Consider the following 24,487-nt stretch of genomic DNA (forward strand, 5'->3'; position numbering starts at 1 on the left):
GACTAGATCACGCGATCAACCGCGATCGTGATCGTTGCGATCAGGGCCGCCACCGCGAGGACCGCCGGCTCCGACGAGACGTACAGACTCGGCGTCGGATGGCGAGCCCACGTGAACGGGTAGAGCCACACCCCGGCAGCGCCGTCGGCGTAGGCCTTGATGCCGTCGACGACGAGGTGTGAGAGCGCACCTGCGAGCAGCGCGGTGAACGTCCGTCGGTGCCTGTCGGCGACGACCATCGCACCCATCCCCGCGAGGACGATCGCTCCCCCGAGCGTCGACAGCGCGTCGAGATCGAACGGAACGCCGAGTGCCGCCTCGAGCGTCCCGCTCGCGACGAGCAGCGTCATTCGGTTGAGGTCCGGCAGAACCGCGCCGATCATCACGACGGCGATCCACCGATCCGGGATCGGGCGGTACCAGCCCGCGATCGTACAGCCCGCGTACGCGAGGAGGACGTGAGAGAGGAGATCAGCCACGGCGGTTCTCCTCCGATTTCGGTCCACCATCTGACGTCGCTGGATCGACTCTCGGCTCGAAGGCGAGTTCGCGGCCGGTCACGCGCCAGTGCCGGAGGAAGTAGCCGACCGCCAACAGGAGACCGACGACCGAGGCCCCGAGTTTGTAGGTCGTCGCCGACGGATCACGGTTCACGACGACCGTCCGATCGGCGGCGAGCTCCGTTTCGGACTCGAGAAGGCCATAGACCTGTACGTCACCGCCCGATTTCACGTCGCTTGCGACGCCCCGAACCTCGAGTTCGGCGGCCACCTCGCCGCTGTCGTCCGTGACTTGGATGGTAATGGTCTCGGCTTCGGCGTCGACGCTTCGTACCTCGCCGAACAGGAGTACCCGGTCGCCGACGGACTGCTCGAGTCCCGCGTCCTGGATTCGATCGCCGGTCGGGTGAGGCCAGTTATCGTCGTAGGTCGCGCCGTAGTGAACACAGAGCCCGCCGAGAACGAGGAGTAACGCGGCGACGACGACGACTCTGGTCGCGGGGCGCATTCGTCACTCTCCTGGCACAGCGGTTCCTTTATCGTATCGATGTCCGAAGGAGCGTGCCGTCTATATCCGTCAGCACTCGTTATTCGAGTACGCGGGTCGAGGCGGAGTCGACAGGGGCGGACGCTCTCGGACCACGAGACTGACCTACGATGACCGGACGAGCGGATCGTACCACTCCCGATTCTCGCGATACCAGTCGATGAATTTCGAGACTCCCTGGCGGATGTCGACTGTCGGCTCGTAGCCGAGGACCGCGTTGGCTTTCGAGATGTCGGCGTGGGTGTGTTCGGCGTCGCCCTCGCGGGGCTCGCCGAACTCGAGTTCGAGGCTCGGATCGATCTCGTCGCGGACGACTTCCGCGAGGGTGTGAATGTCGATGTTGTCCGTCGAGCCCACGTTACAGATCTGGCCGTCCGCGCTGTCATCTTCGAGAAGCTGTTCGTTGACCCGAACGATATCGTCGATGTAAGTGAAATCACGGGTCTGTGTACCGTCCCCGTAGATAACCGGCGGTTCGCCGTGGAGACACCGCGAAACGAAATTCGTCATCGCCATGTTCGGCCGCATCCGCGGGCCGTAGACGGTGAAGTACCTGAGTGCGACCGTCGGGAGCCCGTAGACCTCGTTGTAGACGCGCGCGTACTGTTCGCTCGCGAGCTTCGAAACGCCATACGGTGAGACGGGGTTCGTCGGATGCTCCTCGTCGTAGGGCAGATACGCCGGCTTGCCGTAAACCGACGACGAGGAGGCGAGGACGACGCGCTCGAGATCGGTGTGTCGGGCGGCCTCAAGGAGGTTCATCGTCCCGTCGACGTTGTACGCGTTGACTTTTTGTGGTTGCTCGACACTTGTCCGGACGCCTGCCTGAGCCGCCTGGTGATAGACGACGTCAGCGTCGGCGACGAGGTCGTCGACGAGCGATCCGTCGGTGATCGAGCCGTCGATGAGATTATAGCTCGCAGCGGCCTCGGCGGCGGCCGTTTTCGCGGCCTCGACGTTGTGTTCCTTGATGCCGAGATCGTAGTAGGCTTCGAAATTGTCCAGTACGGTCACGTCGTGGCCGCGGCCTGCAACGGCTTCAGCAATGTGGCCGCCGATAAAGCCTGCACCGCCAGTAACGAGCACGTCCATTAGGTGAATCTGTGCTACCATCCCTACAAAAAGAATACGTCTTCGGTGTGTGGAATAGGAGCGTGCACGAATTACAACGCGGCGAATAACGTCGACTGGAAATCCTTCCGTTGCAGACCACAGTCCTCGCAGCAGACGGCCACGGCCGAACGGTCCTGACGTTGGGCATTGTGACGCCGAATCGGGATATACACCCAACTCCGACTCGGAGGTAGAAGCCCAGGGTACTGACAAGCCCAGTTTGATTGAAATATCGAGTATTGAATGTAATTTTACCTACTCTCAATTCTCCGAAAGTCGTTCTATATTGGCAATCAGTATATACACAGTGAAGGACAGAATCAAGCCCAGCGACATATTCAATAAGTTTATACCATTACCCTACAATCGCTCGTATCGAATGCTCACCGGATGGCGGTATCGTATTGTCAGTTTTGTTGGAGTAATACTGGCGACCGGTATCGCTGTCACCACCGCTAACCATCCGGTGTCCCAGTCTCTGTTCACGACGTATGTTCCACTCTTCGACCGTCTCGAGGAGACCGTTTTAACTGGGGAATCACTGCAGTTGGCGTTGCTTCTAAGTATCGGTATCGTCGCTGGCTGTTTACTCCCGCTCTACAAACCCCGTCCTCGTCGACTCCTCGAGACGGTGTTCATCGCGCAAAAACGAGTCGGGGTAGCAGGACTTGCATTGGCGACACTCGGGTTTTTCCAGTGGAGCCATCGACTGCCGCGGGCGACGCTGGTCATGATCATCGGAGTATTGATGTTCTTGATCCCCGCGTGGTTCGTATGGATCCGCCGGCGGCCGACTGCGTCGGACGGCCGCACGCTGATCGTCGGCGATGATCTGGCCCAGATCGAACGGATTGCGCCTGAGGTCGACGCACTCGTACTTGGATATCTGTGTCCGACCGCCATTAACTGGCACACTGTCACTGATGGTGGTGTGACCGTACAGAAAGACGACGGTCTCACGGAAATCGAAAACGAGGTCGATACGCTCACGGATAGCGATTCGCTTACTCGACTCGGTGGGCTTTCACGAATTGAAGACACCCTGATCGAGTACGATATCGATACCGTCGTACTTGCGTTCCATCATCCTGACCGTGCAGAGTTTTTCGGTGCACTCGATGCCTGCTACGAACACGGTGTTAACGCGAAAGTTCACCGGGAGTACGCGAATAAGGTACTCGTTTCCCAAGACGCGGTTGGAACGCTCATCGACGTAGAGGTAGAGCCATGGGATCCATTCGATTATCTCATGAAACGAACGTTCGATATTGTCGTTTCGGGGACGGCTTTGCTCGTTCTCTCACCACTTATTCTGCTTATCGTCCTCGCGATTAGACTAGAGGGCGAAGGTCCGGTCTTTTTCAGCCAAAAGCGGACCTATCTGTACGGCGAAACGTTCCAGATAAAGAAATTCAGAACGCTGAAACCGAAACGGGGTGGGGAAGTGGGGACGGTTATCGAAACGGACCGTCGGACACCACTCGGGACATTCCTTCGAACGACTCATCTCGACGAAATCCCGCAGCTATGGTCGATCCTAACCGGAAGTATGAGCATTGTTGGTCCACGGCCAGCACAGACCGAACTCGAGTCCGAATTTGAGAGCGAAGCAATCGAGTGGCGACAGCGATGGTTCGTCAAACCTGGACTGACCGGACTCGCCCAGATCAACGACGCGACGAGTCAGGAGCCTACCGAGAAAGTTCAGTACGATCTCCAGTACATCCGAAATCAGTCACTTCTGCTCGATCTGAAGATTTTGCTCCGTCAACTTTGGAAGGTCGTTGAGGACGTCGCCGAACTCGCCGGTCGCGAGTGAGCGTCCGATAGCGATTCTCCATCACCGAGTCGAAGGACGGGCATTGCCGTCTCCGTTGGTAGCGCGTTCTGGGCATCGAAGACGAACGGCGCGTCTTCGAGGGCATCATACTCGAAGACATCGTGATCGACCAGCAGGAGCGTGACGTCCGCATCGGCGATTAGTTCGCGATCAATTTCGTTCTCTGGCTCGATCGGATCGTTGGCGAGAGTCGTACTATCGACGTACGGATCAATAGCTGTGAGAGTCGCATTCTTCGCACAGAGGTTCTCACAAATCGCCATCGCAGGCGAGTTACGAATATCGGAGACATTCGGCTTGTACGTTAGTCCGAGTACGACGATCGAGGCATCATCGATCGGGACGCCGCGGGCTCCCAGTCCAGTCTCCACCTGATCGACGACGTGTGCTGGCATCGTCTCGTTGATCGCGTTTGCCTGTTCGACCAGTCGGAGCGGGTTGCCCTCACGTCGACCGAGCCAGGTCAAAAACTGGGGATCGACTGGGATACAATGCCCACCGACACCAGGACCGGGATAGAACTCCTGAAATCCGAATGGCTTCGTTCCCGCTGCGTTGATCACTTCCCAAATGTCGACGTCGACTTCCTCAGCGTGGCGCGCGAGTTCATTGACGAGCGCGATATTCACCATTCGGTAGGTGTTCTCGAGCGTCTTGGCCATCTCGGCGGCTTTCGTCGACGTTACTGGCGCGGTTCCGACAGTGACCGCATTGAACAGTTTCTGTGCCGTAGTCCGCTCGATATCACTATCCGCACCGACGATCAGAGGGATATCCTCGAACTCGTATCGGCCACCGGGATTGATTCGCTCCGGAACGACGGCGACGAGGGTATCCTCACCCGGACGGCGACCACCTGCTTGAAGCGCCGGGCGGACGATCTCATCGGCCGCTCCCGGGAAGACCGTACTACTACAGACGTACAAGATCTCACGATCGGGTGCGTGTTCTGCGATCGTCTGACTCGCTTGCCTGATCGCTTCCATGTCTGGTTCTCCCTCCTGGATCCCCGTCGGGACGGCGACGATGAATGCGTCCGCTTCGGAGAGTTTCTCCGGATCACTTGTCGGGACGAAATCGTTGTCGAGCGCACGCTCGAGGCGCTTGTCGTCGATATCGTCGATATACGAATCGCCGCGCTGGAGGGATTTCATCCGGTCCTCATCGATGTCGAATCCGACGACACGAAAGCCGGCTTTCGTGAAGTGACAGGCCAGCGGCAGGCCGACGTATCCGACGCCGATTACTGCGACGGTTGCCGCCCGTTCTTCGATCCGCTCTCGAACGCCGGTCATTAGACTACCTCCTCAGTTTCGAGTCGCGACCGCCGTTCCGCGATCACGTCCTCGAGAATGCGGTCGAGTTCCGTCTCCGGATGCCATCCTAGCGTCTCCTCGAGTTTCGTGACGTCGGGTTCGCGCTGCTGTGGTTCTTCGAAGTTCTCGTCGAAGGCGACCTCATAGGGGATATGTTCGATTTCGGAGTCGGAGTCCGTGAGTTCGATAATTCGTTCCGCGAGATCGTTGATACTCGTCGGATGCGGTGAGCCGATATTAAACACCGAGCCGTAGGCCTCGAGTGAGTGTAGTAGTTGGTACGTCACTCGGACGGCATCTCGGACGTGTGTGAAGCTCCGTGTCTGTGTGCCGTCCCCGTAGACGGTCAGTGGTTCGCCCGTAAGCGCTTGCTCAACAAATGTCGGAATGACCATCCCGTATTGACCCGTCTGGCGTGGGCCAACGATGTTGAAGTACCGTCCGACGACAACGGGAAGATCGTGTTTCCGGTTGTACGCGAGAGCCAATGCCTCGTCGACTGCCTTTGCGGAGGCGTAACTCCAGCGGAGGCTCTCAGTTGGGCCGAGCACTCGGTCATCCGACTCCGCGAACGGAACCGCCTCGGACTTCCCGTATACCTCAGACGATGACGCGATGAACACCTGCGTTTCGTCTTCGACTGCGGCCTCGAGTACCAGTTCGGTTCCCCGTAGATTCGTCCGCAGCGAGTCGAGCGGTGAATCGACGATCTTCTGGACGCCGACGGCGGCCGCGAGGTGGTATACAGTATCCGCGCGACCGACCTGTTTCGAAACTACTGCGTCGTCACAGACATCGCCATCGACGACCTCGAGTCGATCCGAGTTCGGCAGGTTGGTTTTCGTTCCTGTCGAGAAGTTATCGAGGACCACGATGTCGTGATTCGTCCTCTCGAGTACGAAATCGACCAGATGAGAGCCGATAAAACCGCTGCCTCCGGTTACGAGTATGCGCATTAACTATTCTCTTCTCTATGAACACATCCGCTTAACCGTTCCGGCCTGTACGCAACTATTTTATGGGCCCTCCCGGCCTGTGTGCAACTATTTTATAGGCCATCTAAGAGCCGGAAGTTCATTCGTAGATCTCATTCTCCGGATCGGAATAGACCAGCATACTCATAGGTGTTCGATCCACACCCCCTAGCGAATGCGTATTCTTCGCGTCGCACAGAAGCTCTATCCCGATACGAAGGGCGGTGGACAGTATCACGTCCATGCGATGAGTCGCGATCAGGCGGCACTGGGTCACGACGTGACCGTCGTCACGGTACGATCCGATCCCGACCTCCCTCACATCGAAACTCGAGACGGATATACAGTGATTCGGTACGATCCGACAGCAAGTCTCCTCGGAAACGACATCAGTTCAGGGGTCGCACAGTATCTGGCTTCGGCTGCGGAATTCGATGTCATGCATGCTCACTCCCATCTCTATTTCTCGACGAATCTGGCGGCGCTGAAGCGCCGTCTCGGGAATATCCCGCTGGCGATTACGAACCACGGACTCTACTCGCAGAGCGCTCCCGAGAACGTCTTTCGGCTGTACCTGCGAACGCTCGGTCGGTGGACGTTCGATCAGGCCGATGTGGTGTTCTGCTATACCGAGACGGACCGGGACCGCGTGCGGGAGTTCGGCGTCTCGAGTCGGATCGAAGTCGTCTCGAACGGAATCGATACAAACCGATTTGGTTCTGACGGGCGTGAGAGTACGTTGATCAATAGTACGGAGCCGGTCGTTCTCTTCGTCGGGCGGTTAGTAGAGGGAAAACGCCCCTCGGTGGCTCTCGAGGCGCTCCCACAGATCAAGCGTACGCATCCAGACGCGCAGCTTTATTTGTGTGGCGACGGGCCGTTGCGAAGCGATCTGGAGTCGCTCGCTCGCGAGCTAGATATCGATGACTCGGTCCACTTCCTGGGTCACGTTCCCTACGACGAGATGCCGCGGGTTTACCGCAGCGGCGACGTACTCGTCCTTCCGAGTCGAGCTGAGGGCGTCCCACGGACCGTTCTCGAGGCGATCAGCACCGGATTACCGGTCGTTTGCTCGCACCTCGACCAACTCGAGGAACTCGTCGCAGGACGCGGTGAACTCGTCGATTTGGACGCCGGAGAGTCGATCGCTCCCCGCGTTTCCGAGTGGCTCGAGACGGGGCAACGCGTTCGGCCCCTCGAAGACGATTACGCGTGGCAAACAACTGTCGAACGGACGACAGCGCATCTCCGGTCCATCGCCTACTGAAGGTAGCCGAGATCCTCGAGTCGTTCCTTCGTTTCGTCTCGCATCGAGACGGTACCGTCGGCGTCAGCGTGGTCGAACGACTGGAGCCAGTCGTCGAGTGTTGACTCGAGTTCGGCTACTTTCTCCGGATTCGCTTTCACGAGGTTTTCACTTTCCTCGGGATCGTCGGCGACGTTGTACAATTCTTCGGAGCCGTTGGAGCCGCGGATGTACTTCCATTCCGTTGATCGAATCGCCCGCAGCGATCGATCATACTCGTAAACGCCATCGGGGAGGTCGCCAACGCGTTTCTCGAGGGCGTCCATCGAGGGCTGGGGTGCCATATACTCCGCGAACGCGTACTCGCGCGGCTCGGTGTCCGCATCAGGGTGGAACGATCGACCCTGCATTTGGTCGCGGAACTCCGGGGCTTCGATACCGACGGCATCGAGGAGCGTCGGTGCGATGTCGGTGAGTTGGACGAGATCATCGATCTCGCGACCACCGGTGAACTCACCGCCGTGGGTGAGCAGCGGCACGTGGAGCAACGTGTCGTAGAGGCAGTACTGGTGATCCATCAGCCCGTGGTCGCCGATGTTCTCGCCGTGATCGCCGGTGACGACGAAGAGCGTGTCTTCCCACTCGTTTTGTTCCTCGAGGAGCGCTTTGAGCTCGCCGATTTGCTGATCGAGATACGCAATCTCGGCCCGGTAAAGACATCGAAGGATCTCGAGGTCCTGCTCGGACATCTCGACCGTGCCGGCAATGTAGCCCCATGCATCCTGCGGAACGTCCATCGCCTCCTCGTAGGAGATGTCCGATGGAAGGAATCGTTCGGCGAACTCCTTTGGTGGGTGATACTCGAGATGCGGCTCGAGATAGTTGACGAACAGGAAGAAGGGACTCGAATCGGTCCTCTCGGTGAGCCAGGTTTCGATCCACTCGTTGGTCTGTTTCGCACCGTCGTCGTACTGCTTGCGGACGAACTGCCCATAGATGGCGTTCGTGACGTTGACAAGGGGATTGCCCGTGACCAGCTCCCGCCCGAGCGCCGTGAGTTTAGCTATCCCTTCCTCGGTTCGTGCGATCCGACCGAGATCGACATCTGACTGGACGTACTGCCACGTCTTTCGGAACTCGTCGAACCCCCGTCCGAAGCCGAACTCCTCGCTGATCCAGGTGTTGTTCGAGACGGCCACGGTCTCGTACCCGTTCGATCGGAAGACCTCCGCAAGCGTCACCGGGCCCTCCGCGAGATGTTTGTGGCCCGCGTTCGCGCCGTGACTCGAGGAATGGAGTCCGGTAAACAGCGAAGCGTGTGAGGGGAGGGTCCACGGGGCAGCGGTGAACGCATTCTCGAACGTGGCACCGTTTTCTCGGAGCGATGAAAACGTCGGAAGGTCGGCGGCGACTTCGAATTCCTTCGCTCTGAAAGTATCTAGAACGAGAATAATCACGTTCTTCTTCGATTCCTCGTTGTGATCGTGTCTAGCGTTCATTGGTATGATCCCTACGCCCGATTCTTAGCCATGAGTTGATCATAGAGATCCATATGAGACTCGACGATACTCTTGATGTCGAAACGTTCGGCGGCACGTTGAAAACCCGCTTTTCCGAACGTACGGCGTTTCTGTTCGGATTGCAGGTCTTTCATTGCGGTTGCAAACTCGGCAGGTTCGCGTGGCGGAACCAGAAACCCGGTTTCTCCATCCGCAACGACCTCACGAACGCCTGGAATATCGGATGCGACGACTGGTAGAGACGCTGCCATTGCCTCCGTCAAACAGATCCCAAACCCTTCAGAAATAGACGGGAGAACGAATACATCCCCTAGCGCATAGTACTCGTGAATCTCATCCTTCGGGACTCGGCCAGTCACGGTCACGCTGTCGGCGATGCCGAGATCGGTCGCCAGCTGCTTCAGATCTTCCTCTAATGGTCCCCAGCCGACGATCAGCAGGTGGCTATCCGAGAACTGGTCGACTCCCGCCGCCATCGCGCGGATCGCGTCTTTCTGTGATTTCACGGGCACGTAGCGACCGACGTTTAGAAATATCAGCTCATCCTCAAGACCGAGTTCGGATCGCAACTGATCTGGATCGGCAGCCGCCACGTTTTCGGCGAACTTGGGGATGTCAGTCCCGTTATAAATCGTGTACCAATCTGTTCGAACGGGGGACTCGCGAAACGCCTGTGTGATCGCTTCAGTAATACCAACAGTTGCATCGTCCAACCATCGCGTGTGTCGCTCTAAGAACCGCGTGATCGGATGATAATTATCGGGAAAACTCTGTTGGGTACTTACGATCGTGTCTACGTTTCCGGCTCGGCCAATCGTTCGCGCGAGTGTCTGTGAGTACGGGAGATGGGCATGGAGTATATCGAACTCATTCTGACGGAAGAACGAAATCATCCGTGCGATCGCTCGAGGGTCGAATTTGAAATCCGCCCCGAAGTTGACGACCTCCGCTCCGGCTTCGGTCAACTTCTCAGTCAAATCCGTATCGCCCTCGATCTGGCAAACGGTAACAGAAACGCCCTCGTCCATATTCCGGGCGATATCGAGTAGTAAGGTGGGTGCCCCACCCGGAGCAAGTTGGTTGATGAGATAACAGACCTTCATTCTCTATGGGTAGGAGTAGTTGCCAGTGATTAAAGAACGTCGGTTAAAGACATGTTGATATGATTGGACAACAACTACAAAAAATATATGCGTAATGGTGAACATGCCAGATAACTTGGCTTGTTCTAACATCTCAAAACCACCTATGGATCGTTGAAATATTATTGAAGTAGCCAACAACAGATCTCTTCCACAAGAATATGCACTAGTAATATCCCACTCATAATTTATTAACTGGCAATAATACATAATCATCCTGCTTTTGTCTGCGGTAAAAAGGTTAATCTAAATAGATAAAGTATTATGTCTCCCAATACTTGCCTAAGCAAATATGGCGAGTTCTAAATGGAGTGCTCCTCTTATAACCCTTTGTCTGGCTTTACTTTTCCGGTTGATTATGATACCTGCCTCACTTCTTCAGATCCATCCTTACGCATCCGATGACGCAATTGGTTTTGCTAAAACTGCTGCTCTAATCGCTACTGAATTCTCACTCTCAACGCCTAGAAGTTCCACATACGAAATTTGGGGTATATTCCTTGCACCCTTCTGGATTCTTCCCGGTCCAAGTAGTATATATGCTCATATTTTCGTTGCGATACTTGGTGCAATCGCAGTTTATAATATCGCTGTTATTGGACAAACGCTCTATTCTCCACATGCTGGTGTTTTGGCAGCTCTCCCGGTTGCAGTTTATCCTAGTATTGTCTTAACTCACAGTACTCTCTTACGTGAGGCGGCGATTCTGTTCGGTTTAACAACTGCCGCAAGGCTTCTTATTGCCCGTCCGCCTCAACTTTCACGTCACTGGGCAGCTATTGGTGCAGTAATAGCAATCATATTCACAACTATACATCGACAAGAAAACCTCCCTGTGTATGGATTAGCAATTCTTAGCGCAGTTACTATGAATTACTGGAACCATCGATTCACAAAGACTACCATAGTTTCTTTTTCCATTAGTAGTCTTACCGCTATTCCTTTTCTTGGCCCCATAATCAAACAGATAAATAACTTGCGTAGCCATCGTGTTGGTGGTCGAACAAAGTATCTTGGAAGCGTACAATTTGATGGAATTAGCGAGATAATCGTATTCACTTGGATCGGCATCGGATATTTTCTATTCACCCCATTTCCGTGGATGGTAGAGACTCTCTCGGATGTACCGATAATGTTTGAGTCTTTGCTGTCTTTTTTCTATCTGCTCTTCGCAATTATTGGGTTTCGGATATTAATAAATCGATCCCCATCAATTACTGTTGGGTTGGCAGTTGGTTTTCTATTTGGAGTATCTCTCTACGGACTAGGAACGGTAAATTATGGTACAGCGGTTCGCCATCGACCCATGTTTTTATGGGTCATATTCGTATTTGGAGCCGTAGCAATTACATCAATGTTTGACTCAAAATCCCTTCCATTCTGGTTCACAAAGAGAAACGAATGAGGATAGTACTGAGATAATATCATATAGGACATGAATTTATTATTATTGGTATGAATGTTATGCTCTTCCGGGCATTTTGGACCAAATGATTTTATGATAATAGACAACAATTGCAAGATCACAGATGTATAAACATGGATCTCCTATAGTCTCTGTAGTTGTTGGAGCATATAATGAAGAAGAGACAATAGCAGATACAATACAAAGTATATTAGGACAGACGTTTTCTGATTTTGAGATACTGGTTGTGGATGATGGGTCGACGGATGATACTCAGCGTATTGTTAGAAGTTTTGATGACCAGAGGGTTAATCTGATAGTTAACGAAACTAATATTGGGCTTCCACGATCACTCAATCGAGGAATCTCCCAAGCCAAAGGAACGTATATCGCACGTATTGACGCAGATGAGCGGTCGCTCCCAACTCGGTTAGAACGACAGGTCAACGTTCTTGAAGTGCGAGAAGACGTTCAAGTCGTCGGTTGCTGGTATCAAGTAATTGGCCGAGACGGTGAACGGATCGTCGATATCGAAATTCCAGCGGAACGACCGTTTGACATCGATGACTTGTTGAAAGAGGGTCCAGGGATCGCCCACGGTTCTGTAATGATGCGAAAAGAGGCAGTTGACACTGTCGGGAAATATCGAGAACAATTTACGCTAGCTCAGGACTACGACCTCTGGTTTCGGATGGCAGAAGAGTTTGGCCCGGGCTTTGTCCATGTTGTTCCAGAAGTTCTCTATGAACGTCGGCTATCAGCGGACCAAATGGCGAAGCGATCGAAGCAGCGGTTATTCACGTCGTTTGCTAAAAGAGGTGCGAGACGTCGCCGTAACGGGAAGAACGAGGACCTAGCAGAATTGGAAAGGAAAGCACAACAAATGTCGACTCGGAACTTTACCGAGAACGAGCGTGAGTCGATGTATCACTATCTCGCTGGAGTACAATTACTCAGCGGGGGCGATAATTCGGCGGCACGACGGCGGTTTTTACTCGCTGTAAAAGCAGCACCGACGAACGTCCGACCTTGGTATCGGCTGTTCTTATCATGTCTCTCCGACGATCGCCGTAATAAGGTGAAAAACACCGTCCAGACAGTACTAGACCGAAAGGTATAATCGGTGATATATCGACCGTTTCTACGTTGGCGGGTGAAACCTGCTGTGGCTAATTTCTGAACACCATAATATTCTCTACCGGCCACGTCTTCTGTGAAAGACGGGTATTTAGTGAATTGATTATTGCCTTCGAGTCTTCCGGGCAATAGGTGACTCCACGCTTTTCGAACTTCTCGATCCAATATCGCCGTGGTTTGAGGTTAATATGGTGAGTCCCATATTGGCCCGGCGGTGCAGCAGTGAAGACGATCGTACCGTTTTCTCCCGTGGCGGAAACAATGGTATTCACGATGTTGTCGGCGTATATCGGGTGGAGATGTTCGGCCACTTCGATACACGTTACTAGGTTGTGATCCGATTCGACAGTGATTCCATCCCGTAAGTCTGCCTGCTGTACCGTATCGACCAGTGCGTTATTCACCGCTCGTTGCGACCCCTCAAAGCCTGTTGTTTCGATCCCTCGATCCTGGAATTTCAGGAGATAATGTCCGATCGCACAACCGATATCCGCGACAGTATCAGGGTCGTACCGTTCGACAAGTTCGTCGATTACTGTCTCAGCAACGGTATCGTGAGGCGGACGTGTCCTTTGCAGGAAATACTCTTCTGTATAGATATCGTCTAAATCGTTCAGACGAAATCGATCTAACAGTCGGGCATAGGGAAGGCGAGCATAGAATCGAGCCCATCGTTGTCCCATATATAACTGCTTGGCAACCGGTTGCAATGAAGATGGCAAACGGCGGTAGATCGCAGTGAGCGACATACGGAGTAATATAAGAAAGAAGGTTATACCGTTGTTGGTTAGATGAGTATAGAGAACATCTTTAGTCTAGATCGTTCGAATCAGCCGATTCTGTCAGTAGCCCTATTTCCTGTCGCGATCGGCTGATAATTTGCTCGAACTCGTTCACTCTCAATACTAGCAGTAGAACCGCGTATAAAACGATTCCTGAAGGTAGTGCAACAGTAAGAAAGATAAGACCTCTGAAATGAACAGACAGGTACGAAACAGAGAGCCATACTATCATCGATGCGAGAAGGCACTTGATGGATAGATAATACGGATATTCCCATACCATTATTTTGTTACTTATGAATGTAGTGAGTATGAAATACAGGAGGTAGGAAATCAAGGTTGCGATAGCCGCTCCCGCAATTCCGTGATAGGGTATCAACAGGACATTCAATAAAAGGTTAGAGACCGCAGCAACGGAGAGAATTATTGGCAACCATCTCGTTTTCTCCATTAATTGAATTGGATATGTCGATAATTGGCCAAGGCCATAGAAGAAAGTTCCAAGTACCACCCACGGGATTATGACGGTCGATCCAGAGTATTCGCTATCGAGTACAGTCTGAACGAGCTCTGGACCGATAGCTATGAGGCCAAAAGCGGCGGGAAATGCAATTAGAAGATACGCTCTAACTGTCACAGAGATAGATTCACTTGCAGCCTCTGATCCATTATTTTCGAAGGTCTTTACGACTTCTGGATACGCTGCAAGAGAGAGTAGCGAAAATATAAAGAAAATAATTCGATAGAATATACTATACCCTGCCGCATACTTTCCGACGGTGACTGAACCAAGAAAAAAGAAAATCAAATAATTATCTGCCAATTCGAGCACTTTCCCACTAAGTTGTGATCCAATAAATGGCACGCCGAACTCATACGATTGTTTGAGCTTTTTGAATGAAAAATACTTGGGGGAGTAGTTACCTAATTTGTATAAATGTCTAAGTTCGATGGCTGACAATAATCCAGTCACCAATATCATTCCGATGAGAGCACCGACAACATCAAACGGGGTGTAGTAAATGAGTGCTGCACCCACTAACAGTTGTAATACCGTATTTAGACATGTGAAAGTGCTGTATCTAATAATATTATTCTCCACACGCCTAATAGCGGTGAGCAACATGAACAGTCCATTTCCCCCGACTATGAATACTCCCAGAAAAAGGGGCAACACCAAACGGGTAGTAAAGTGTCTATCTAGAACCAAGAGGCCCCCAACCCAGATGACAAATAAAACTATATAAATGAGGAAGTAGGCGTTAAGTAGCGTCGATAAAAGTGGTCTAATACTATTTTCATTAGATGATTGCTCAAAATATCTGAGTATCGACTGCCTGAGCCACGAACTCAGGAATATTATAACGAAGCTTACCGTCGTGAGGACGACTGTATAATCTCCATATTGAGACGGGGTAAGGAGTGTCGTGAACACGAGGACAGTAGCGAACTGCGTAACGGCTGGGATAACCTTTGCAGGAAGGTAGCCGAGAACGTCTTTACTGAGTTTCTCTGTAAACGTCGTCATCAGATGTAGCCGAGATCACGAAGTGTGTCTTCGACGCCCTCATCGTAGTGCGTCACAGTGCCTATTTTCCCGAACGATTCGACGGTTTCAAACAACTCTTCCTCTAATTTGTCTGAAATATCGTTAGCACCGTCCTCGATTGGTTCTTCACCGTCGATATCGACTGTTGCGAGTCTTCGTTCACCAGTCGATTTCACCGTCAATTTCATCCCATCGTTGTCGTATATCGTTTTGATCTCAAAATCGTATTGATCGTAGTCCGTCTCCGGGTACTTTTGCATAATTCGTTTGATTCCGTCGAATGGTGATCCGAGATATTCTGCAATAGCGTACTCTCGACCGGGATCATCACTATGACGAGGAAGCAGTGTGGAATCCTGACCAAGAAGGCTATCTAACTCAATAGAAACCCCACTCGTCTCTAGAATCGTTGGGAATAGGTCGTGGGTTTGAACCAAGCTATCCACAGTAACGAAATCAGTCGACTTCGGATAGGAAATTAGGAGGGGAACACGGACCACCGCATCGTTAAGTGCGAGCGAATGGCCCATTTGACCAAAATCACCGAGGTTTTCGCCATGATCTCCGACGACGATGAACATCGTGTTCTCTAGCAGGTCCCGTTCCGAAAGTTCGCGATAGAGTTTACCGATCAAGTAATCAGTATGGCGAATCGTCCCATCGTAAAATGACTGGAGGAGCGCGAAGTCCTCTTCGGACATCTCGACGGCCTTCGCATAATTATAGAGGCGCGGGTCTTGATTAACATCCGAATAGTCGACATCACTGTGTTTTGTTGGGGCAACAGACAAGAAATGTTCCTTCGGTGGGAGATATTTGAGATGAGTTTCCATGAAATTTAGATATGTGAAAAATGGCTCATTTCCGCTCTCCATGATGTCAACTAACTTTTTAACGTTTCCCTCACTTCCTTTGGGAGTTCGTCGTCGTTCGCCGACGATATCCCCGTTCGTCTGACTCACGGCAAACTTGTAACCTAAATTAGCGACATCTCGGAAAGAGCCTTCGTTGCGAACGAATTCGATGATATCAGAGAGAAACGTCGTGCTGAATCCATTTTCCGCGAACGAACTCTTCACTGATCCATACTTCGTATTGGTCGGGAACAGGCGGGTTGTAATATACGTTTCGTCAAACCCGTCATTTAACCCATTATTCGATGCGAGTAGGTGATTTGCAGTGATGCAGTATGTCTTATATCCTTCTCGCTGGAGTAATTCAGGTAGCGTATTCAGATCGGAGCGAATTGAGGGAGAACTCCGAGTAGCGTGATGCTTTGACGTATATACTCCGGTGAACATAGATGCATGCGAGGGTACCGTCCACGGCGCTGTGGCTATCGCATTCGTATAGAGCGTTGATTCCGAAGCAATTTGCTCGAGGTTTGGTGACGTTGGCCTGTCGTACCCATAAGCAGAAAAGTTTCGAGCTCGAGCAGCATCAGAGACGAGAAATATCACGTTAGGTGATTGACTCTCGGAATCAGTCGGCATAGACGGTATCTGGCACAAACGTCGTATTATTCTTTCGTTCACGAATAGGGCGTACGACGAATCCGCAGGGGTATATAAACCTATTATACTTACTCTAAGTTCGTTCTAATAACTTCTAGTTTAATTTCATGGAGTTAACTATCGAGGTGGGTTTTCAGAATTCGATCAAGAGTCGGTCCGCTCGAGATCACTCGTATCAAGTTTTCCCTCGAGATACGCTCTTCCTTTCGAACTCACCTGATAGTATCCCGCCTCGTCGACTTTCTCGATTAGCCCATTAGCTTCGAGCACTCGAAGTCGCTGTCGAACCGTCGAATACCCGATCTCGTGGCCGTGTCGATTCAGATTTCGGTAGAGAGGTTTCGCAGGGAGCTCGAGGTCGTGCTCCTCGAGAAACTCGAGAACGAGACCGTCTTTCAGAGACATCCACTCCGGACGGGGTCGCATTCGACGCTGTTGTCCCGCTGACGAGCATTAACTTGGGTTGGTTTCTGCATTGAGTAGTCCACTCAGTGTCCAAATGTAGCGGAAATACGCTAATCTATAAGTGTGCGGAATTTGTTGGTGAAATATACGGAAGCAAAAGTACGAATTCGCCGCTCACGAGTTCGGAAGTAGCGGACCGGTGTTAGCCCACCAGTCCGCGAGAAGCTCCCGTAACATCCCTACGGAAGCCATGTCCAACGACGAGATACGGGGTAAAGAAAGCCCCGACCGGCAGGATGAATCGGCCCACTCGAGCAGCTATCGGTCCCTTCTCGAGTCGATCGACACCGATACCACCACGTTGCTCGAGGCGATCACCGACGACGAGACGCTCGAGTCGGACGCTCGACTGGCGGCGAAGCGCCACTGTCGGGAGCTTCGGGCGGAACTCGAGTGTCTGCACCGGTACCTCCCCGAGACCGGGAGCGCATACGCGGACGACGGTCGGGCGAACGCGATCACGACGGTCAGCGGGCCGTTCGAGGCAGCCCGCGAGGCGTTCCGTCGACGCGAGGGCGACAGCCCGAAACGCGACGACGACCGAACCGACGAGACGGGCGGCGAAAGCAAAAACTGAGCAGTTCGGGGCGGACCCCTGCCTCGCGACTGCCGAGTCCGACGAACCCCACATCCCTCGAGAGTACCCTGCTCGAGACGCTCCTCGCGGAAGTCAGAGCCCGCCGTGTCGAAACCGATCGGCTCACGACCCGCCTCGACGATCCCTTCGAGAAAGAGAGGATGCGAACCAGCCCTCGAAGGAGTGAGTCCCCTCGGACAGCGATACACCGTCACGAGACGAACGGGCCGTTCACTCCTCGAGCGCGACCGACTTCCCGTTTAGCACGTCCGCTTCGGTAACGGTCGCCGTCCGATTGCCGACCGTATACTCGCCGGCGTAGGGCACCCTCACCGTCGCCTGACCGTTCTCGTCGACCGCCACTGTCCGCTCGTACGTGAACGACTCCCCGGAGACGGAGACGTCCGTCTCGACTGTTACGTTCGACCCCGGCTCACCGGACGCTGCGAGCCTCGCTCCGGGAACGACTGCGAAGGCCGTGGCGTCGTCGTCGACGGCGATCGCCTGGTAGTGGGCCAGCCCGTCGGAGCCGTTTCCGCCTGCCCCACGATCCTCGAGCAGGCGCGCTTGTGCGGTGTCGGACGAGACGTTGCCGTCGACGGGGGTCACGACGACGTAGCCGACCCGGCCGCTGAACTGGTCGTACCAGCCGTCGGGATCGGAATCCGCACGGAACTCCTCGTAATTACTCTGGGCGTAGCCGTACCCCCGTGATTCGCCGTTGACGAAGTGGTTGTACATCCGGTTGTCGCCCCACTTGCTCAGCACGAAGGTCTCGGGATAGGTTCGGTTCGCCGCGTCGGCGTGGTCGTTGATCGCGTCGACCGCTTCGATCTGTGCCCCGCTGTAGGTCACGTCGGCCGTCAAGGTGGGGACGTAGATGAGGCTCAGCCCGAACAGGAGCAGACCGATCCCGAGCAGATAGACGAGTCGTCGCCTATCGGGAATCGAAATGGAGGGCTCGAGTCCGCCGTCGGCGGCGACGGTCGCTCCCTCCCGCAGGTCATCCCCAGCAGTGGCGTCTCGATTCCGAAACGGGACCGGCGGACGCGCCAGCTCGATGGCCGAGAGCAGTCGGACGACGCCCATCCCGGTGGGGATGGCCAGCAGAATCGCCAACTGCCCGGCGAAGCGGACCTGAATCCCTGCCAGGACGAGCAGGTAGCCCGCGTAGGTGCCAAGGAGCAACCAGCCGGGTTCGTACCGACGGACGACGAGCCAGGCGATCCAGCCCAGGACCGCGAGTGCGATGTAAAATCCCATGCCAAGCTGATAGAGCGGCCCGAAGATGACGAAGTACTCCGTGGAAAACAGCGAGGCCGCCTCGGTCGCGCTCTCCCGGAAGAGCAGATCGTCGACGCGCGCCATCGCTTCGGCCCAGTCGTCGGGTTGCAGGTGCCGAAAGGCGAGAAGTACCCCTGTGGCGACGGCCGTCTCGAGTGCGAGCAAGCCGCCGAGGTGGACATCGAGCCGCCGCCATAGTTCGCCGAGTGCGATTACGGCGATCGAGCCGCCAAGCACCAGTGCCGGCGTTGTCGCAACGAACTCCGGCTGCCAGCCCCAGCGGTGGTGCAGTGCCAGCGAGAGCCAGCTTCCAAATGAGAGGCCAACGAGCAACGGCAGGCTCGCGAGTGCAGGCGAGACATCTGCTCGAGCGTCCATCACGACTCGCAACGCGACGTAGCCGGCGAGCGGGAGCAGTAACAGCGGCGAGCCGCCCCAGGCGTGGATCCCTGCTGCGACTGAGAGGCCGAAGACGACGGCGACGACCCACGTCATCGGCGTTCGAAGCTGTGCCAGAACGCCCGTACGCGGCTCCGCCCTGGCCTCGAGCCGTCGCTGGAGATCAACTGCGAGCCACGTCAGCGTCAGTAGCGTAATTCCGAGCCAAAAGTACTGGTGGAGCTGGTGATCGATGAACCCCAGTCCCGTGTAGACCGCGTGGATCGGCGTCACTGCAAAGACCAGAACGGACGCGACCCCGACGCGAACGTCTCGAGTCAGCAAGACGGCCACTTTGTAAATCACGAGCCCGAGCGCGACAGACGCGACGACGGGGAGCCATGCTGCGACGGTGTCGGCCGCTCCCTGTCCGCCGCCAAGTAACTCGGCAACAAACCAGTTCGTCGCGTGGGCCAGTGGTCTCCGGAGCGCGACGCTGTGATGGGGATCAACCAGTACTCCATACTCCGTCGGTCCCGATGCCTCCGCCACGAGCGCTTCCATCCAGTAGCGGAAGTAGTAGGGATCGTTCGCGGGCGAGACGACTCGGCCGTTTTGAAAGACCGACCGAAACGCCGTCATTCTGGCACCGGCCACGACGACGAGCGCCCCGACCAACGCGACCATCGCTCGAGGATCGATGGCCGTCCAGAACCGCTCGAGATCGAACCCGCGGTCGTCAGCTGCTGAATCCAACTCCTCTTCGAACTCCTCACCTGCTATCACTGCTTCGACGACTTCGGGGTCGGCAACTCGATACGCGCCATCGACCTTCTCGACGATTCCGCTCGAAACGAGTTCTCCGAACGTTCCCGAATCCAGATCGATATCGTCGAACGTCCATGTGTCGTATTCGGCGTCGGCCGTGAGGACGGTCTCGAGTACCTGGTCGCCGTCGTCGCGATCCTCGAGAAACTTCTGTACCGTCTCGCGGGCGTCGGCGGTCATTCAACGAAGGTGTGACAGTCGCTGCACATGGTCCTTTCGTTCTGAGTACTCAAGAAACGGAGACCAACGGACCAATATGCTGTCAGCGCTTATGTCCGTCTATTCCTTCTATAGCAGAAGATGTTGGTAGATATTAAGAATTCGGTGTGAGAACATACAGAATGAGCAATACACAGGGAGGGAAAGTAAGAATCCACACCAATATTCCCATATCGGTCACGAATCTACGTCTTTTCGTGGGTCATCGATGAGTTCATAAAGCCCTTCGTACACTTTGCGTGCGTTTCCATGTTCTACAAGCCGGCCAAGACGGTCACGGACATATTGCAGACTATATCCTGTTTCTTCAGCGACGTACGGTGCAGTTACACGCCCCTCATTCAGCATATCAAGTAACTTCTCGTCGGCCGGCCCGAGATCTTCTTTTTCAAGCATCGAATCTCGGTTAGTAGTTGTTACGCTCACGTCTAAATGGACAATGGCTTCGGACATAATCCTTATCCCCTTACCCATAGGTCCTAAGGGTTATGTAGTCGTAGCACATCCTGTAGAATGAGCACGGAATGCCTTAGATGATCTGAGGCCGGTGTTAGAGCACCGACCCGTGCTGGAGCAACCAGCAATGTCAACTACGACTACTGCACACGAAACAATTTCGGATGGACAGCAGGGCGACATCGTCCTCGAGCAATCAGGGAGCTACTACGGCTATCTGGGAAAGGACGGTGAGGGATTCCATCATCACGTCGATGAAGCCACGAATACCGTCTACGTGACGTTAAGCCGCGCTGAGCGGTTCCTCCCAGCTAACGCAGGAGTGTACTGGTTTCGCGTCCGTGGTGAACTAAACCACAGAGAAGAACTCGAGCGAGACGAAGACCGTGACAGGTGGGTTGCGTATGTCGACTCGGTCAGAGGCTGGATAGATCGTCCGGTCCCCATCGATGTCAAGGAAATCTTCGCCGAGATGCACTCCACGCAGGGGGATCAACGATGACCGACGAGAATCGAGTCACTATCACACTTGAACTCGAGTACCCAATCACCCCAGGAGATCTCGAACGCGCCTATTGCGAGATCCTCGAGCAGGCTGAGGAGGGTCGATAATGGACGAACTTTCCCTACAGTGGACGCCCGTCCATGGCCCAATGCGAAAGCTCGTCTTCGAGCCACAACCCGAAGGTGAGTACGCGTGGACTCGCACCGAGTTCGAACTCTGTGAATCCCAGTGGCGAGAGGTCGGTATCGAGTATCTCGAAGAGGTTTCGTTCGTCAGTAGCGACGAAGAGGAAACAACTCCATTCCACATTCAAACCCACCTCGAGGGCGGTGATGGTGATGAGTAGTCCCTCTGAACTCGGTAAGGTCGATATCACCACGCTCACAGAAGCGGTTACCAATCTATATGAACAGAACAGACAGCTTATCGAGCGCGTCGATGGTCTCGAGTGCGACCTCGAACAGGCCAACGCCAAACTCGAGAGACTCGAAACTGAGAAAGCGGACCTTCAGGAGACGAACGAACGACTTCACGACCGGCTTGATGACTGTGAGCAAGCGACCACTCGGCTTGACGCGCTCACGGATGCTACGTGCAAGCGAGCAGGGGCGAACAAACAGCGTATCGAAGAACTCCAAGCGCGCGAACTCGAAAAAGGTGCTCACCTCCTCACAGAGACTGTAGACAACTACGAGATCGATGTCGACGGAGACCGACTCGAGCGGATCTCCAAAGACGACGGCCAAACCTACTATCGACTACCGCGATCCGAAGATCCACTCGAACGCGGCAGCGTCGCACTCTCTCACGGGGATTTACTTCCGGTCCAACAACTCGCCCGAATGGACGAAGAAATGCTTCGCTCGACGGCTAACTCCCTTCCGACACGGCTCGCCGCGAAACTCTGGAGAGCGAGAACTGACTCGAGCGTCGGCGACAATCCTTGGGAATCAGGCTGTAAGACCATCGCCGAGTACGTCAAAGCGAGTGACCTGAAACACTGGATCCGCAGGCAAGAGCCTGGGACGAGCGAGACGTATGCGAAGAAACTCGTCTCTCGGATGATCGACGCTGTACTCGATCTCTCGAAGCATCGCGTTGCGGTTCGCAAACGAACCGAGCGAAAGAACGGTCTCGAGTATACCGAACGGCGGCTCGTACTTCCAACCGATGCAGAGATCCCCGGTGAGTCGCCGGAGTGGGACAGGACGGAACAGGACCTGGAGACAGCTGGCGTCCACGGATCCCCATAGACAGCAGGAAGAATCCACCCTCGAGAGAGCCAGACACCTCTCTCCGACATACCAAAGATAACGCTAGCGGTTGTCTATCCGGCCTGGGTAGCTGTGGCTGTCCCTGCTCGAGCAGTCTCGCAGTCAGACAGTAGTGACGGCCTCGAGTCAGTGTCTGGAGACGACAGCTGTCCATGGACGGTGACTGATTCGTCGAGTCTACTCCGATCCTTCTTCGACGCGCTTGCGTCCACGTTCGTTGATTTTATCGGCGATTTCCTGCACGTCGCGCTCGGTGAGTTCGCTTTCGCTGGTGAGTTCGTCCATCATTTCGAGCGCCTCGATCTTCTCTTGGATGGCCTGTCGCGTGACCTCGCTCCAGTTGATCTCCGGGTGCTTTTCCATTTGCTCTTTGAGCTCGTCGTCCACGTTGACCGTGATACTAGGCATACAGGAATCTATGCAAGCACAGAATTCTGTGTCTTTCGATGCACCTCATATTGAACGACATCGAGTTCATCAAACTAGATGGGACAATGCCAAATCCGGCACTGTCTATAGTACTCTCCAGAAGCGTCTACTCTCACTTCTCATCAGATCTTCGAGAGACAATGAGATACGCTAATCTTCAGCGGGTGCCACTGCAAAGACTTCCAGATTCTACTATAGACCATATTATAGTCTCAGTGAAGCTAGAGACTTCACGGGTCGGCGGTCGCCGTGTCGCCAGCCTCTGGATCGAACAGAAGGTTGATCACGAGTTCGTCGAACCAGGACTCAACGTTCTCTAGGAAACACACAACGAATGATTCTCCAGAGGCGACCCCAAATCGATCGTGGCTGAGTCACTCTCGAGTGGTCAGACGGCTGCTCTCGAGTCGCAGGTCGTCCCTCATATGTCTCGAGCCGTCGCTCCAACTGTTCGATACGTGCTGTCTTCTCTTCCAGTCGCGTCTCGAGAGTCGAAGTCTGCTTTCGAAGGAGGGAAAGCTTCTCATTGAGATAAGTGTGTTCACGATCCGTCGGCGACTCGAACTCCTGCGTCTGTGTTTCGTTCGACCTTGTCTCGGACGGCTCGTAGAATTCAGAGGTGTGCTCGATTGCGCGAGCAATAGTTTTCTCACCATACGTGGAGCCGTCTGCGTAGTGGACGTGATACCACTTCGGGCGGTCTAATTTGGATCGTCGAAACAATCGGTCCATCTGGACGGCATGGCCACCGGTCCAGAACGCGAGGAGACAACAGAGGGCCATGTCTGCCTCCGACTGACTCGCGTATCCGGTGGTCGTTCCGTTCCAGAGACGTTCGAATTTGTCTCCGTTCGATGCGTTTCGCGCCTTTTCGAGGAGTTCGTCGTCCGAGAGGGGAGGATTCGAATCCGATTCTGGTGAAAGCGTCTCGTGACGGTCGTCATCGGGCTCGCGAACGTATGTCTCGTGGACCTCCGTGAGTTCGGTTTGTCGAGGTTCGACTCGCGTCGGCGTTCCCGAAACGTGATCGCCGGTGACCGTGAAGTATCGGGCGTGGTCGTACATCTCGACGTGACCGCATCGATTGCGACCGTCGGGCAGTTCGCCGGTAACCAGAATATGGTAGCCGGTTCCTGACGGTGAGCACTCGGTATACGAGTCGAATCGATTGATGATGCGCTTTGCTCGCTCGGTTGGTCGCCCAGTTTCCGGGTCGCGACAGTCATCGAGATCGACGCCGACGACCGGATCCGCACTCGTGAACACGAATCCGAGACCATCGACTGCCGTCGAATTCGACTCCCAATACTCGAGAGCGGTCTCGAGAGTACACCAGGTGTGGTCATTCGTCGTCGATGCGAAGTTCCCTGTCTGCGGGTCAATCGGAATCTTCGTCGTCTCTCCGTTACGTTCGGCTTGCTCCCAGCAGATCCACTGGTCTCGAGCACACAGCGTTTCCGGAATTGTATTTTCGTCGATCATATCTT

General features: G+C 54.4%; 23 protein-coding genes. 8 read left to right on the top strand and 15 right to left on the bottom strand.

Features of this window, described 5'->3' with window-relative positions:
* Positions 1–2: 2 nt before the first annotated feature.
* From CP557_RS07955 to CP557_RS07965, 3 genes are all read right to left on the bottom strand, one after another.
* The gene (locus CP557_RS07955; protein WP_097379410.1) at positions 3–479 is read right to left on the bottom strand and encodes a metal-dependent hydrolase; all 477 of its coding nucleotides are present in this window, start codon (positions 477–479) and stop codon (positions 3–5) included.
* The gene (locus CP557_RS07960) at positions 472–1,008 is read right to left on the bottom strand and encodes a DNA-binding protein (protein ID WP_097379411.1); all 537 of its coding nucleotides are present in this window, start codon (positions 1,006–1,008) and stop codon (positions 472–474) included. The genes CP557_RS07955 and CP557_RS07960 overlap by 8 nt, the downstream gene beginning before the upstream one ends.
* 144 nt (positions 1,009–1,152) lie before the next feature.
* Positions 1,153–2,139: a GDP-mannose 4,6-dehydratase gene (locus CP557_RS07965; RefSeq protein ID WP_097379412.1), complete on the bottom strand. Its 987-nt coding sequence runs from the start codon at positions 2,137–2,139 to the stop codon at positions 1,153–1,155.
* A 400-nt stretch (positions 2,140–2,539) separates the two neighbouring features.
* On the opposite strand from CP557_RS07965, the gene CP557_RS07970 reads away from it, so the two are divergent.
* Positions 2,540–3,979 (top strand): sugar transferase, encoded by a 1,440-nt coding sequence (locus tag CP557_RS07970; protein WP_097379413.1) that lies wholly within the window; start codon positions 2,540–2,542, stop codon positions 3,977–3,979.
* Here CP557_RS07970 and CP557_RS07975 read toward each other — a convergent pair.
* Positions 3,928–5,295, bottom strand: coding sequence for a nucleotide sugar dehydrogenase (locus CP557_RS07975; protein ID WP_097379414.1), 1,368 nt, complete (start codon positions 5,293–5,295; stop codon positions 3,928–3,930). The genes CP557_RS07970 and CP557_RS07975 overlap by 52 nt on opposite strands.
* Positions 5,295–6,272 carry an NAD-dependent epimerase/dehydratase family protein gene (locus tag CP557_RS07980; protein WP_097379415.1) on the bottom strand — a complete coding sequence of 326 codons (978 nt, stop codon included), beginning with the start codon at positions 6,270–6,272 and terminating at the stop codon, positions 5,295–5,297. The genes CP557_RS07975 and CP557_RS07980 overlap by 1 nt, the downstream gene beginning before the upstream one ends.
* Positions 6,273–6,465: 193 nt before the next feature.
* Between CP557_RS07980 and CP557_RS07985 the strand changes: the two genes are divergently transcribed.
* A complete protein-coding gene (locus CP557_RS07985; protein WP_097379416.1) occupies positions 6,466–7,557 on the top strand; it encodes a glycosyltransferase family 4 protein in 1,092 nt (363 codons plus the stop codon).
* On the opposite strand, the gene CP557_RS07990 is transcribed toward CP557_RS07985, so the two are convergent.
* Together CP557_RS07990 and CP557_RS07995 are read right to left on the bottom strand one after the other, a co-directional pair.
* On the bottom strand, positions 7,551–9,035 hold the full coding sequence (locus tag CP557_RS07990) for a sulfatase (protein ID WP_097379417.1): 1,485 nt from the start codon (positions 9,033–9,035) through the stop codon (positions 7,551–7,553). The two genes, CP557_RS07985 and CP557_RS07990, sit on opposite strands and share 7 nt — an antisense overlap.
* A gap of 11 nt (positions 9,036–9,046) precedes the next feature.
* Positions 9,047–10,159, bottom strand: coding sequence for a glycosyltransferase family 4 protein (locus CP557_RS07995; protein WP_097379418.1), 1,113 nt, complete (start codon positions 10,157–10,159; stop codon positions 9,047–9,049).
* Positions 10,160–10,490: 331 nt separating this feature from the next.
* Between CP557_RS07995 and CP557_RS22145 the strand changes: the two genes are divergently transcribed.
* Both CP557_RS22145 and CP557_RS08000 read left to right on the top strand, forming a co-directional pair.
* On the top strand, positions 10,491–11,603 hold the full coding sequence (locus tag CP557_RS22145) for a hypothetical protein (RefSeq protein WP_143825056.1): 1,113 nt from the start codon (positions 10,491–10,493) through the stop codon (positions 11,601–11,603).
* Positions 11,604–11,727: 124 nt separating this feature from the next.
* Entirely contained in the window at positions 11,728–12,723 is a 996-nt protein-coding gene (locus CP557_RS08000) for a glycosyltransferase family 2 protein (RefSeq protein WP_097379419.1), read from the top strand.
* Between the two features lie 49 nt (positions 12,724–12,772).
* On the opposite strand, the gene CP557_RS08005 is transcribed toward CP557_RS08000, so the two are convergent.
* The 4 genes from CP557_RS08005 to CP557_RS08020 all read right to left on the bottom strand — a co-directional run bounded on the left by CP557_RS08005 (position 12,773) and on the right by CP557_RS08020 (position 16,990).
* Positions 12,773–13,489, bottom strand: a complete 717-nt coding sequence (locus CP557_RS08005) for a class I SAM-dependent methyltransferase (RefSeq protein ID WP_097379420.1) — start codon at positions 13,487–13,489, stop codon at positions 12,773–12,775.
* A 61-nt stretch (positions 13,490–13,550) separates the two neighbouring features.
* Positions 13,551–15,050 carry a lipopolysaccharide biosynthesis protein gene (locus tag CP557_RS08010; RefSeq protein ID WP_097379421.1) on the bottom strand — a complete coding sequence of 500 codons (1,500 nt, stop codon included), beginning with the start codon at positions 15,048–15,050 and terminating at the stop codon, positions 13,551–13,553.
* A complete protein-coding gene (locus CP557_RS08015; RefSeq protein WP_097379422.1) occupies positions 15,050–16,564 on the bottom strand; it encodes a sulfatase in 1,515 nt (504 codons plus the stop codon). The genes CP557_RS08010 and CP557_RS08015 overlap by 1 nt, the downstream gene beginning before the upstream one ends.
* Positions 16,565–16,729: 165 nt before the next feature.
* Positions 16,730–16,990, bottom strand: a complete 261-nt coding sequence (locus CP557_RS08020) for a winged-helix domain-containing protein (RefSeq protein ID WP_097379423.1) — start codon at positions 16,988–16,990, stop codon at positions 16,730–16,732.
* Positions 16,991–17,240: 250 nt separating this feature from the next.
* On the opposite strand from CP557_RS08020, the gene CP557_RS08025 reads away from it, so the two are divergent.
* The gene (locus tag CP557_RS08025; protein ID WP_097379424.1) at positions 17,241–17,627 is read left to right on the top strand and encodes a hypothetical protein; all 387 of its coding nucleotides are present in this window, start codon (positions 17,241–17,243) and stop codon (positions 17,625–17,627) included.
* A 231-nt stretch (positions 17,628–17,858) separates the two neighbouring features.
* On the opposite strand, the gene CP557_RS08030 is transcribed toward CP557_RS08025, so the two are convergent.
* Positions 17,859–20,297, bottom strand: coding sequence for an MFS transporter (locus CP557_RS08030; protein WP_097379425.1), 2,439 nt, complete (start codon positions 20,295–20,297; stop codon positions 17,859–17,861).
* A gap of 216 nt (positions 20,298–20,513) precedes the next feature.
* A complete protein-coding gene (locus CP557_RS08035) occupies positions 20,514–20,762 on the bottom strand; it encodes a winged helix-turn-helix domain-containing protein (protein WP_245852943.1) in 249 nt (82 codons plus the stop codon).
* 157 nt (positions 20,763–20,919) lie between these two features.
* Between CP557_RS08035 and CP557_RS08040 the strand changes: the two genes are divergently transcribed.
* From CP557_RS08040 to CP557_RS08050, 3 genes are all read left to right on the top strand, one after another.
* Entirely contained in the window at positions 20,920–21,294 is a 375-nt protein-coding gene (locus CP557_RS08040) for a hypothetical protein (protein ID WP_097379426.1), read from the top strand.
* Between the two features lie 109 nt (positions 21,295–21,403).
* Entirely contained in the window at positions 21,404–21,643 is a 240-nt protein-coding gene (locus tag CP557_RS08045; protein ID WP_245852944.1) for a hypothetical protein, read from the top strand.
* The gene (locus CP557_RS08050) at positions 21,636–22,550 is read left to right on the top strand and encodes a hypothetical protein (protein ID WP_097379428.1); all 915 of its coding nucleotides are present in this window, start codon (positions 21,636–21,638) and stop codon (positions 22,548–22,550) included. Before CP557_RS08045 ends, CP557_RS08050 begins: the two co-directional genes overlap by 8 nt.
* A 198-nt stretch (positions 22,551–22,748) precedes the next feature.
* Here CP557_RS08050 and CP557_RS08055 read toward each other — a convergent pair whose 3' ends face one another.
* Positions 22,749–22,979, bottom strand: coding sequence for a hypothetical protein (locus tag CP557_RS08055; protein ID WP_097379429.1), 231 nt, complete (start codon positions 22,977–22,979; stop codon positions 22,749–22,751).
* A gap of 327 nt (positions 22,980–23,306) precedes the next feature.
* Positions 23,307–24,482 (bottom strand): phage NrS-1 polymerase family protein, encoded by a 1,176-nt coding sequence (locus tag CP557_RS23480; protein WP_097379430.1) that lies wholly within the window; start codon positions 24,480–24,482, stop codon positions 23,307–23,309.
* Between the last annotated feature and the right edge of the window lie 5 nt (positions 24,483–24,487).

It is taken from the genome of Natrinema ejinorense, from assembly GCF_002494345.1.
Taxonomy (GTDB): Archaea; Halobacteriota; Halobacteria; order Halobacteriales; family Natrialbaceae; genus Natrinema; species Natrinema longum.

Excerpts from the sequence above, each read along its gene's own strand:
- CP557_RS08000 (WP_097379419.1), top strand. The coding sequence starts at position 11,728 with ATGTATAAACATGGATCTCCTATAGTCTCTGTAGTTGTTGGAGCATAT.
- CP557_RS07975 (WP_097379414.1), bottom strand. The coding sequence starts at position 5,295 with ATGACCGGCGTTCGAGAGCGGATCGAAGAACGGGCGGCAACCGTCGCA.
- CP557_RS07970 (WP_097379413.1), top strand. The coding sequence starts at position 2,540 with ATGCTCACCGGATGGCGGTATCGTATTGTCAGTTTTGTTGGAGTAATA.
- CP557_RS07990 (WP_097379417.1), bottom strand. The coding sequence starts at position 9,035 with ATGAACGCTAGACACGATCACAACGAGGAATCGAAGAAGAACGTGATT.
- CP557_RS08020 (WP_097379423.1), bottom strand. The coding sequence starts at position 16,990 with ATGTCTCTGAAAGACGGTCTCGTTCTCGAGTTTCTCGAGGAGCACGAC.
- CP557_RS07995 (WP_097379418.1), bottom strand. The coding sequence starts at position 10,159 with ATGAAGGTCTGTTATCTCATCAACCAACTTGCTCCGGGTGGGGCACCC.
- CP557_RS08005 (WP_097379420.1), bottom strand. The coding sequence starts at position 13,489 with ATGTCGCTCACTGCGATCTACCGCCGTTTGCCATCTTCATTGCAACCG.
- CP557_RS07980 (WP_097379415.1), bottom strand. The coding sequence starts at position 6,272 with ATGCGCATACTCGTAACCGGAGGCAGCGGTTTTATCGGCTCTCATCTG.
- CP557_RS08045 (WP_245852944.1), top strand. The coding sequence starts at position 21,404 with ATGGACGAACTTTCCCTACAGTGGACGCCCGTCCATGGCCCAATGCGA.
- CP557_RS08025 (WP_097379424.1), top strand. The coding sequence starts at position 17,241 with ATGTCCAACGACGAGATACGGGGTAAAGAAAGCCCCGACCGGCAGGAT.
- CP557_RS08040 (WP_097379426.1), top strand. The coding sequence starts at position 20,920 with ATGTCAACTACGACTACTGCACACGAAACAATTTCGGATGGACAGCAG.
- CP557_RS22145 (WP_143825056.1), top strand. The coding sequence starts at position 10,491 with ATGGCGAGTTCTAAATGGAGTGCTCCTCTTATAACCCTTTGTCTGGCT.
- CP557_RS08015 (WP_097379422.1), bottom strand. The coding sequence starts at position 16,564 with ATGCCGACTGATTCCGAGAGTCAATCACCTAACGTGATATTTCTCGTC.
- CP557_RS08050 (WP_097379428.1), top strand. The coding sequence starts at position 21,636 with ATGAGTAGTCCCTCTGAACTCGGTAAGGTCGATATCACCACGCTCACA.
- CP557_RS08030 (WP_097379425.1), bottom strand. The coding sequence starts at position 20,297 with ATGACCGCCGACGCCCGCGAGACGGTACAGAAGTTTCTCGAGGATCGC.
- CP557_RS08010 (WP_097379421.1), bottom strand. The coding sequence starts at position 15,050 with ATGACGACGTTTACAGAGAAACTCAGTAAAGACGTTCTCGGCTACCTT.
- CP557_RS23480 (WP_097379430.1), bottom strand. The coding sequence starts at position 24,482 with ATGATCGACGAAAATACAATTCCGGAAACGCTGTGTGCTCGAGACCAG.
- CP557_RS07985 (WP_097379416.1), top strand. The coding sequence starts at position 6,466 with ATGCGTATTCTTCGCGTCGCACAGAAGCTCTATCCCGATACGAAGGGC.
- CP557_RS07960 (WP_097379411.1), bottom strand. The coding sequence starts at position 1,008 with ATGCGCCCCGCGACCAGAGTCGTCGTCGTCGCCGCGTTACTCCTCGTT.
- CP557_RS08055 (WP_097379429.1), bottom strand. The coding sequence starts at position 22,979 with ATGCCTAGTATCACGGTCAACGTGGACGACGAGCTCAAAGAGCAAATG.
- CP557_RS07965 (WP_097379412.1), bottom strand. The coding sequence starts at position 2,139 with ATGGACGTGCTCGTTACTGGCGGTGCAGGCTTTATCGGCGGCCACATT.